Below are 9324 nucleotides of genomic sequence, written 5' to 3'. Positions count from 1 at the left end.
TTGTGAGTTTCAATAAGTTCTTTTGCTAAACGTTTAACAAATGAAGTTCTAATATTGCCCATTAACATTCCTCCTTAAAATTTCTTTTTGCTCATTTTTACTTAAAATAGTTAACATGTTTACGATTTGATCAATAATATCAACATCAAGATTATTCTCCTCAGACAACCTCTTGAGTTTATTGTGAACTTCTTCTTCCCTTGATTTATCATATATTGGCATTCCAAGATATTCTTTAGAAAGAACTATGTCTTTTGCAAGAGATGTTCTCTGAGAAATTAAATCGAACAATTCATTATCAATTTCATCAATGCGCTTTCTTGATTCTTTGAGAAGTTTTTCAGCTTCTTCTTTATTTTTAAAAGATTTTATTTGATAGTCACTTTTCAAAAAATCACCAAATTGATAATAATGATAATAATATAATTTATTATTAATCCTACTATATAAATTATATGTTTAACAGTTAAAACAAAATAATGGAATAAAAAAATTACAATAATTTACAGCCAATATTATCCACTTTTGTTTCGATAATCTGGCCTTCATATTTTTCCCAAGATGATTTGACATCGTCGATGGATTCTTCGTTAACAACAGCAACAAAAGAAGAACCTGTACCTGATAATCCTGAAGCAATTGCTCCTGATTCCAAAGCATCAATGGCAATTGACGAATTAAATCCCAAAGTTGCAGAATATATCAGTCCATTTAAATTCAAAGCATTGAAATAATTTCGTTCACGTGCAAATTCAAAAGCTGTTTCAACCAAAGGAGCCAATAGCTTCATTCTTTGAGGATTAGAATCACCAGATTTCGAATAATAATTAGGCATATAAACAAGAATCGGATATTCATCCATTTTTTCTTTAATGAAAAACTCCCTGTTTGCATTGTCTGTTACGACTACGCCTCCAAAATATGAGGCTGTCGCATCATCAAATGAACCTGTTATTGTGACCCCCGCCTCCAATGAAGAATCAATTGCAATATTGATTACTTCCAAATCATCAAGAGGTCTGGCATCAAATTCGCTTGCGATGATTGAAGAGGTGACTTTTACAATAGCATTGGATGAAGCGCTGCTGCTTGACAAACCTGACGCCATTGGCAATTTGGATTTTGTTTTTAAGTTTATTCCAAAATCATTTTTATCAATATTATAATGGGAAAAAACCTTCTCGACACATATCTCCATCAAGGTATTGTCCGCTCCCACATCATTAAAGCATTCAATTCCCTGAGAAATTGTTTTGGCTTCACATTCAATATCCAAACCAATCCCAAAGGCGGAACCGCATCCTGTTGCAATTGCATTGATTATTGTTGCAGAACCTGGGGATCTAACCTTGCTCTTCATTGTTTACCTCATCATATGGAATGGAAACCTTTGAAAAATCAATAGCTCTACTTCTTGCATTGAGTGATAAGACAAACCTGAACTGCTCATCGTTAATCATCCTATCAATCGCTCTGGCTATGGATGAAACCTTTTTCGGATCAACAAGTAATCCCACATCTTCAGTTATTATTTCAGTGATTCCACCAACATTACTCCCAATAACTGGCTTTCCACAAGCTAAAGCCTCAATCAATACTAAACCAAAACTTTCAGAATAGGACGGCAAAATCAGAACATCACAACTTGGGATAATATCCTCAACATCTGTTCTGGACCCAGTGAATATTACATCACGGATATTCTCATCTTCAACTTTCTTTTTTAGTTTTTTAAACAGCGGCCCGTCACCCACAACAACAAGATAATAATCGCTGTTAGCTATCTTTTTAGCTTCTAAAATCGAATCAACATTTTTCCTTCTAATCAAGTTACCTACAAAAAGGACAATAGGCTTATCTTCAAGGTTATTTTCTTTTTTGAATGTATTATTTTCCTCTGTTGAGAATTTATCGATGTCTACGGAATTCCATGAAAGTCTAGTTTTGCTGGATATTCCTTCAACTCCGGTTGCAATAATTTCATGCCTTAATGCATTACTGACAGCAAGAACAACATCCGCATCATGCAAAACCTTGCGAATAGTTGGCCTCATTAGGGGTTGAGACTTATAGAGTTCAAACATGTCTGAGCCGTGTGCAGTAACATATGTTTTTATGCCCTTCTCTTTTCCAACTTCAACGGCAGCAGCACCTGCAGGGAACAAATAATGACCATGAATAATATCAATATCCACTTCTCCCACAAGGCTTTTTAATGCCTTTTTTGCATTCATCTTAAACATCAATCCCCTGACACCGGGAATATTTAATCCTGAAGTTCCGATTACATGAATCCCATCGATATCATGGATATCCTTATGGGGATAAGTAATTACATATACTTCATGCCCTTGACTGACTAATTCTTTAGATAACGTGTGAATATGAACACCTACACCTCCGAAATGAGGTGGAAATTGACCGACCATAGCTATCTTCATAAAAATAACCTCATAATATTATTTACTGAAATTATCGTTTAAATAAGTTCCTTCCATATCCACTATAATCACATTTAAATCCAAATCAAAGCGCTGCATGCATCTTTCATGAATGGCATTTGCAATACTGTTTGAAACATCAACTGAAACATTAAGTTCCTCTAAAATGGACATCATGTCATCAGTTGTTTTTGAATCAAACAATCTCTGAAGGTCATTCTTTTCAACACCACATAAAGCGGCATGAGTAACCATGATTTCACGCCTTCCATCTGCAACGGCATGTTTTGTGTTGAATATTCCGCCGGCAACTTTGATTAGCTTGCCCATATGACCGAAATATGTGAATTTATTAATTCCGCGCTTTTCAGCTTCTTCAAACATGAAACCTGCATAGTTGCCTGTTTGAACAATCTGTTCCTTTGTAACATTCAATTGTTTTAATGCTAATTTCTCACCAATATTGCCCGGAACAAAAACCAGGTCTTTTATATCTGATGCAATTGCCACATCAAGTTGCTTAACAATGGAATTTTTATAGGCATCACTTGACATTGACCTTGCAATCCCAGTAGTTCCGAGAATTGAGATTCCTCCAATAATACCCAATTTGGGATTCATTGTTTTTTTAGCTATTTCTTCACCTTCAGGAATGGAAATTGTAACGATAGCTGCTTTTCCTTCAGGAATCCTTTCTTCCAAATTCCTCATAATCATCCTACGGGGAACAGGATTAATCGCATAGTCTCCAACTTGAATTTGAAGACCTGGCTTTGTAACTAATCCAACGCCTTCACCGCCGGTGATGACAATTTTGGAATCCTGTGAAGATTCATCCACTAATTCGACAGTCGATATGATTGCCAAATCAACAGTGACATCAGGATCATTATACGGATTTTTATGAGCTACAGCATAAGCTTTAAAAGGAGAAATTAATTTACACTCATCAATGATAATATCTAATGTTTTTTTAGGGGTTTCAACTTTGACACATGCAATATCCGGAGTGTCTAAAATAGCATCCAGTGCCGCAAGTGAACATGCTGTGGCTACAGTACCTGTTGTAACGCCCATAAAATTATCATTAGTCATTTTATTTAAAAATTATAAAAAGAGTGAATCTATAACATAGATTCTAATTTTTCAATTAATTCAAAATCATGAGGTGCACCGACAAAAGCCACATCACCATCAATAACAATAGTAGGAACCGCCATGATTTGATAATCGATTGCTCTTTGTCTGTTTTCCATACTTTCATCAATTTTGATTACTTCTACATCAATTGCATCTGCTAATTTGTCTTTAGCTTTTTGAGCAGCATCAATTGCTGCAGGACAGTGTGGACATGAATTGGTTGAAAATACTTCTACTTTAATTGCCATGATATTGTCTCCTATATTTTTAATTTGTAACTATTTATTATCTTGCAATATATTAAGTTTATCTATAAAAATAGGTTACAAATGCTCTCTGAAAATATTTAATATATATAAAAAAAATAAAGATTAATGATTAAAATGGAAAACTTAGACAATGATATCAAAACAATAATTAATAGCGCTTATCCTTATATTAAAGAATTTAATCCTGCGCAAAAGGCCGTAATCGAATCCGGATATTTGGATGACAAATCCAATTACATTATTTGCATTCCTACAGCAAGTGGAAAAACAGTTTTAGGGGTGCTTCCTGCACTTAAAACAATATTAAATGGAGGAAAAGCAGTTTATGCCGCACCTCTCCTTTCGATACAAAATGAAAAGGTAAAAGAATTCAAGGCATTTGAGGAACATGGAATCAATGTCGGCAAACACCCTTCAAATTCCGACCTGTCAGTGATGGTTTTTGAATCATTTGACGCTTTAACCAGATTTTCATGGAATGTTCTAAGGGATGTGGATACCTTAATTATCGATGAATTTCACATGATTGGTGAATTTACTAGAGGACCGACACTTGAAGCGGCAATCACCAGAGCAAAGATTATCAATCCGGGCATAAGGATTATAGCCTTATCAGCTACCCTGAAAAACATTGGGGAAATTGAAGGATGGCTTGAAGGGACATGTGTTGAGCATGATTACCGGCCTGTTCCATTAAATAAAGAAGTGCTGGATGCCGAAATGTTCAATACAAAAAATAAGAATGATGTCATTGTAAAAGTAATGGAAAAAACCATAAAAGATAAATCCCAAGCCTTGGCATTCGTTTCCACAAGAAGATTTACCGAAAGTCTGGCCACTTATGTAGCTAAAAAAATAAACAAGAAAATCAACAAGGAGCAAAGGGAAAGATTTAAGGAAGTGGCCGATAAACTACTGGAAGTTCCAAAAAAGAAAGGGTCTCTGCCAACAAGCACCTGTTTAAAATTAGCTGAAGCCGCTGAAAAGGGAGTTGCATTCCACCATGCTGGCCTTTTCAATGAACAGAAGGAAATTATTGAAGATGAATTCAGAAATGGAAATATTTTAATGATTACTGCAACTCCAAGTTTGATGTATGGAGTTAATTTACCATCAAAAACTGTTATAATCAGAGATCATACCCGTTGGACAAGTAATGGGCCTCAACCGATTCCAGTGTTTGACTATGAACAAATGTCCGGAAGGGCTGGAAGGCCCCAATATGATGATGTGGGTTACTCATATCTCATTGCAAAAACAATGGATGAAGCTCAAAACCTGCAGGAATACTATGTCGAAGGGGAAATTGAACAGACAAACTCAAAACTTGTTGATAATAAAGATGCAATCTACAGACAGATTATAGCTCAAATTGCATCATCACTCTCTAAAAATCTGGATGACCTTACTGAATTTTTCGGGAAAACATTATACGGATATCAGATGAGCAATAATCCATCAATGTCCCTATTTGCTGAAGATAGCTTAAGATATGAACTGGAAAGCGCACTGGAATTTTTACTTCAAAACGGAATCATAAGAGCTACACCTGAAGGTCTCAAAACTACTGATTTCGGTAATCTAATTGCAAAATCAAATTACAGTGTCGAAACAGCTGTGAAAATCAAAGAATACGTCTCAAGCATTGATAAGATTAATGTCGAGGAATTCATTTATGCATTATCTGAAACTCCTGATTTACCATTGATTTCATTTAAAGGCAGAAAATCAAAAGATCCTGTAAGAGACAGGCTGTCCGAAGCAGGACTATTTGCAGTGGATATCGGAAATCCTGAAGCCACAACAGTTTCCTTAATTGAATGGGTTAATGAAAGAAGCGAATATGAAATAGAAAATAAGTATAATGTATATTCTGCATCAACCCGCCGATCAGCTTATGAAGCATCACGTCTTGTGAAATTTGCTAAAAACACATCAGAGGTTTTAGGAAACTACTCTAACTTAAAAGACTTTGATTTCTTATCTGCACGATTATATTACGGAGTAAAAGAGGACATCATTCCATTGGTTGTTGGAGTGAAACGCTTAGGCAGAAAAAGAGCTAGAAATCTGGTAAAAATATTTGGAAATGATTTAACTGGTGTATCACAAAACGAGTTGCAACAAGTTGAAGGCATTGGACCAAAACTTGCCGAAAAAATAAGTTTATTTATAAATAATTAAAAAGGTGGAATTAACCTCCACCCTCAGCAACTTTAGAATCTAATTCTAAATCTTCTAAAGCTCTTGCTTTTTCTTTCATCTCTTCAATATCAATTTCACCATCGCTTTCTTTATCATAATATGTAGATTTCTTGATATCCTTCTCTTCAAGCAATTCTACTAATTTTGAGCGATACCACATATTGGTTTTATCTAACAAAACCCATTCCACACCATCTTTTGTCTTCATGTCGATTACTTTACCGATTGTTCCGGTATCAACATACCTAACATAAGATTCGAGAGGGATTTCAATATCTCTTGCATCTAAAACCATTTTAAAAACCTGTGTTATTATTCGTCTTCTTCTATTTCGACTTCAACGGTTTTTTCTTCAGTTTCTTTTGGAATTTCTTTGTTTAAGATAACATATGCTCCGATGGTAGCGATATCTTCAAAGTTGATTTCTAATTCGTCTTTGGAGAATATGTTTTTTTGTAAAGTTAATGTAATTTTGTCAATTTTACCAGTTTCAGGGTCAAAATCTAAATTTTCAACTTTACCAACTTCATATGCATTTTTATCTAAAACTGTAGAACCTAAAAATTCTCTAATTTGCATAATTTCACCTTCATAAGTTATATGAATATATATTAAATAATTAAGTATTTAAATAAAACTAATAATAAGATTAACTATTAAATTAATTGAATGGTGAAATAATGAAAAAAGCATGTCGAACAATAATAAATGATATTATTGACGGCAAGATATCTACTCGACGTGAACTTGAAGTTGAAAAAAGACAGCTCTGCCGTGACTTGAAATTATCCAGATTCATGAGCAATGCGGACATTCTAGAATTTGCCAAACCTGAAGAGAAGGAAATCGTTTCAGAAATTCTAAAGAAGAAACCAACAAGAACAATGTCCGGCGTTGCAATAGTTGCGGTAATGTGCCATCCCCATAAATGTCCTCATGGAAGATGTTTCTACTGTCCTGAAAGCGATATAGCGCCACCAAGCTACACAGGTGAAGAACCTGCTGCACTTAGGGGTAGAATGTATGAATTTCATCCTTATGTGCAATGCTTTAACAGGTTGAAACAGCTGAAAAAAATCGGGCATCCAATAGATAAAGTGGAATTAATTATAATGGGCGGAACATTTCCTTCAAGAGACTTATGCTATCAGGAATGGTTCGTTTCCCAATGTCTGAAAGCCATGACCGATTTCGGTTTGATTCTTGAAAACAAACCCCAAAATTATGAATATAATCTGGATTATGAAGAAATCAGGTCTTTTGAAAATGGAATTCTTAAAACATATCCGCCAAGCGATTATGTTCTAATTGATGACGTTCAAGCTGCAAATGAAAATTCAAAAGTTAGATGCGTGGGAATGACCTTTGAAACACGTCCGGACTATTGTAAAAAAGAACATATTAACAGAATGCTCAATTTTGGAGTGACCCGTGTTGAATTAGGCGTTCAAACATTATCTGATGATTTATACAAAAAAATTAAGAGGGGGCATACCCTTGCGGATGTAGTTGAATCCAATCAGTTATTAAGGGATTCCGCCATTAAGGTTGCAATGCATATGATGCCAGGATTGTTTTCAGATGAAAAGCGGGATCTGAAAATGTTTAAGCAATTGTTCAGTGATGAAAACTATAAGCCTGACATGCTCAAAATTTATCCATGCCTTGTCACAAAAGGCAGCGAATTATATGACTTATGGTCCAACGGAGGATATGAACCTTACACCGATGAAGAAGCTGTTGAATTGATTGTTAAAATTAAAAAAATACTGCCAAAATGGGTTAGAACAATGAGAATTCAAAGGGACATTCCATCAACATTGATTGAAGCCGGCGTGAAAAAATCCAATTTGGGAGAGCTCGTATACAACAGACTGGAAGAGGAAAAAATCAACTGCCAATGCATAAGATGCCGTGAAATAGGTCATAAAAAAACAACAAACCAATATAATTTTGAAGACTTCGAGCTGTTTAAAGAGACCTATGCCGCATGTGAAGGGACAGAACATTTCCTATCCATTGAAGATTACAACGAAGAAAGCATCGCAGGATTTTTAAGATTGCGTTTTCCTTCCGAAATGCATTTCAGAGATGAAATTACAGACAAAACCGCATTGGTAAGGGAATTGCATGTATATGGCAACATGATTAAGATTGGAGATAAAAATCCTAAAATTGGCCAACACACCGGATTTGGAGAAAAGCTTCTTAGGGAGGCTGAAAACCTAGCGATAGATAATGGTAAGGAGGAAATGGCCATCATAAGCGGAATCGGATCCAGAAATTATTATCGCAAATTCGGTTATGAAAAAATCGGACCGTACATGAAAAAAGAGATTATATAAAAATATTTAAATATATGTTCGTATAAATACTAACTAATTAAGAGAGTGGTAATATGTATAACATTAAAAATTCAAAAGAATTGGCAAAACTCATCAACTATACCAACCTAAACAACATGATTCCTGAAAGGGAAATGAAAGAATTTCTTGAAAAAGCAAAAGAATTAAACTTTAATTCAGTTGTTGTTTCACCAACTTATGTTGATTTGGCAAAAGAGGTATTAAAAGATAGTGAAATTAAAGTTGGAAGTGTTATCGGATTCCCCTTAGGCTTTGAAGATACCGAAAGCAAAGTAGCTGAAGCGAAATCATTGCTTGAAAAGGGAGTAGATGAATTTGAAGTGGTTCTAAATTTAAGCTATTTGAAAGATGAAAAATACCCTTTACTTGAAAATGAAATTGGACAAATCAAAGAAGCAATCGGAGACAAAATTTTAAAAGTGATTATTGAAACCAAAGCATTGGAAGATTATGAAAAGGCCAACGCAGCCAAAGCAGCTGAAAATGCAGGTGCAGATTATGTCAAAACAGCTACCGGATTTGTATCCCCAAATCACATCTTTGAAAATGTTAACGATATAAATATCATACAAAAACACGCACCAAAAATTAAAATAGAAATTTACGGCGGAATTGACAATTATAAGTTTGCCAACCAAATATTGACCGCAGGTGCAGATATTATCGGAAGTGACCACGGATATGAAATTGTCAACAGATACAGGGAATTGAGAGAAAACACACAAGTAACACCAAAACCAATTACATTATAAAATATGTAAAATCCATCGCCATTACAATCTATTTTAAAAAAAGAACAATTATAGAAAAATATTTTAAAAAAAAACGTAATGCCATGGGCCGGACTTGAACCAGCGACATCTAGATCTTCAGTCTAGCGTTCTCCCATCTGAACTACCATGG

10 protein-coding genes and 1 pseudogene are annotated in these 9324 nt (G+C 34.8%); 3 read left to right on the top strand and 8 right to left on the bottom strand.

Translation table 11 applies throughout. The features are described 5' to 3' along the window. The 6 genes and pseudogenes from E7Z77_RS09415 to E7Z77_RS09390 form a co-directional block, all read right to left on the bottom strand. Positions 1-62: pseudogene (locus E7Z77_RS09415) on the bottom strand (30S ribosomal protein S17e); the annotation flags it as partial. Beyond that, positions 49-390, bottom strand: a complete 342-nt coding sequence (locus tag E7Z77_RS09410) for a chorismate mutase (RefSeq protein ID WP_292753404.1) — start codon at positions 388-390, stop codon at positions 49-51. The gene E7Z77_RS09410 and the pseudogene E7Z77_RS09415, both read right to left, overlap by 14 nt. Before the next feature lie 103 nt (positions 391-493). Further along, positions 494-1360 (bottom strand): shikimate kinase, encoded by an 867-nt coding sequence (locus E7Z77_RS09405; protein ID WP_292753401.1) that lies wholly within the window; start codon positions 1358-1360, stop codon positions 494-496. Beyond that, positions 1344-2441 (bottom strand): glycosyltransferase family 4 protein, encoded by a 1098-nt coding sequence (locus tag E7Z77_RS09400; protein ID WP_292753398.1) that lies wholly within the window; start codon positions 2439-2441, stop codon positions 1344-1346. Before E7Z77_RS09400 ends, E7Z77_RS09405 begins: the two co-directional genes overlap by 17 nt. A gap of 18 nt (positions 2442-2459) precedes the next feature. After that, positions 2460-3536, bottom strand: a complete 1077-nt coding sequence (cbiD, locus tag E7Z77_RS09395) for a cobalt-precorrin-5B (C(1))-methyltransferase CbiD (protein WP_292753395.1) — start codon at positions 3534-3536, stop codon at positions 2460-2462. A gap of 29 nt (positions 3537-3565) precedes the next feature. Next, a complete protein-coding gene (locus E7Z77_RS09390; protein ID WP_292753392.1) occupies positions 3566-3829 on the bottom strand; it encodes a thioredoxin family protein in 264 nt (87 codons plus the stop codon). A gap of 126 nt (positions 3830-3955) precedes the next feature. Here E7Z77_RS09390 and E7Z77_RS09385 point away from each other — a divergent pair, with 126 nt between their 5' ends. After that, positions 3956-6034 carry a DEAD/DEAH box helicase gene (locus E7Z77_RS09385; RefSeq protein WP_292753389.1) on the top strand — a complete coding sequence of 693 codons (2079 nt, stop codon included), beginning with the start codon at positions 3956-3958 and terminating at the stop codon, positions 6032-6034. A gap of 10 nt (positions 6035-6044) precedes the next feature. Here the strand turns inward: E7Z77_RS09385 and E7Z77_RS09380 are convergent, their stop codons facing one another. Next, positions 6045-6350 (bottom strand): DUF2098 domain-containing protein, encoded by a 306-nt coding sequence (locus E7Z77_RS09380; RefSeq protein WP_292753386.1) that lies wholly within the window; start codon positions 6348-6350, stop codon positions 6045-6047. Between the two features lie 17 nt (positions 6351-6367). After that, on the bottom strand, positions 6368-6634 hold the full coding sequence (locus E7Z77_RS09375; protein WP_292753383.1) for a PRC-barrel domain-containing protein: 267 nt from the start codon (positions 6632-6634) through the stop codon (positions 6368-6370). A gap of 101 nt (positions 6635-6735) precedes the next feature. Here E7Z77_RS09375 and E7Z77_RS09370 point away from each other — a divergent pair, with 101 nt between their 5' ends. Continuing rightward, positions 6736-8400, top strand: coding sequence for a tRNA uridine(34) 5-carboxymethylaminomethyl modification radical SAM/GNAT enzyme Elp3 (locus E7Z77_RS09370; protein ID WP_292753379.1), 1665 nt, complete (start codon positions 6736-6738; stop codon positions 8398-8400). Between the two features lie 53 nt (positions 8401-8453). Further along, positions 8454-9173, top strand: a complete 720-nt coding sequence (gene deoC, locus E7Z77_RS09365; RefSeq protein WP_292753375.1) for a deoxyribose-phosphate aldolase — start codon at positions 8454-8456, stop codon at positions 9171-9173. Positions 9174-9324 lie beyond the last annotated feature (151 nt).

This window comes from Methanobrevibacter sp. (assembly GCF_015062985.1).
Classification (GTDB): domain Archaea; phylum Methanobacteriota; class Methanobacteria; order Methanobacteriales; family Methanobacteriaceae; genus Methanocatella.
Note: the sequence above shows the minus strand (reverse complement) of the source record. Positions and strands in the feature narration are given on the sequence as shown.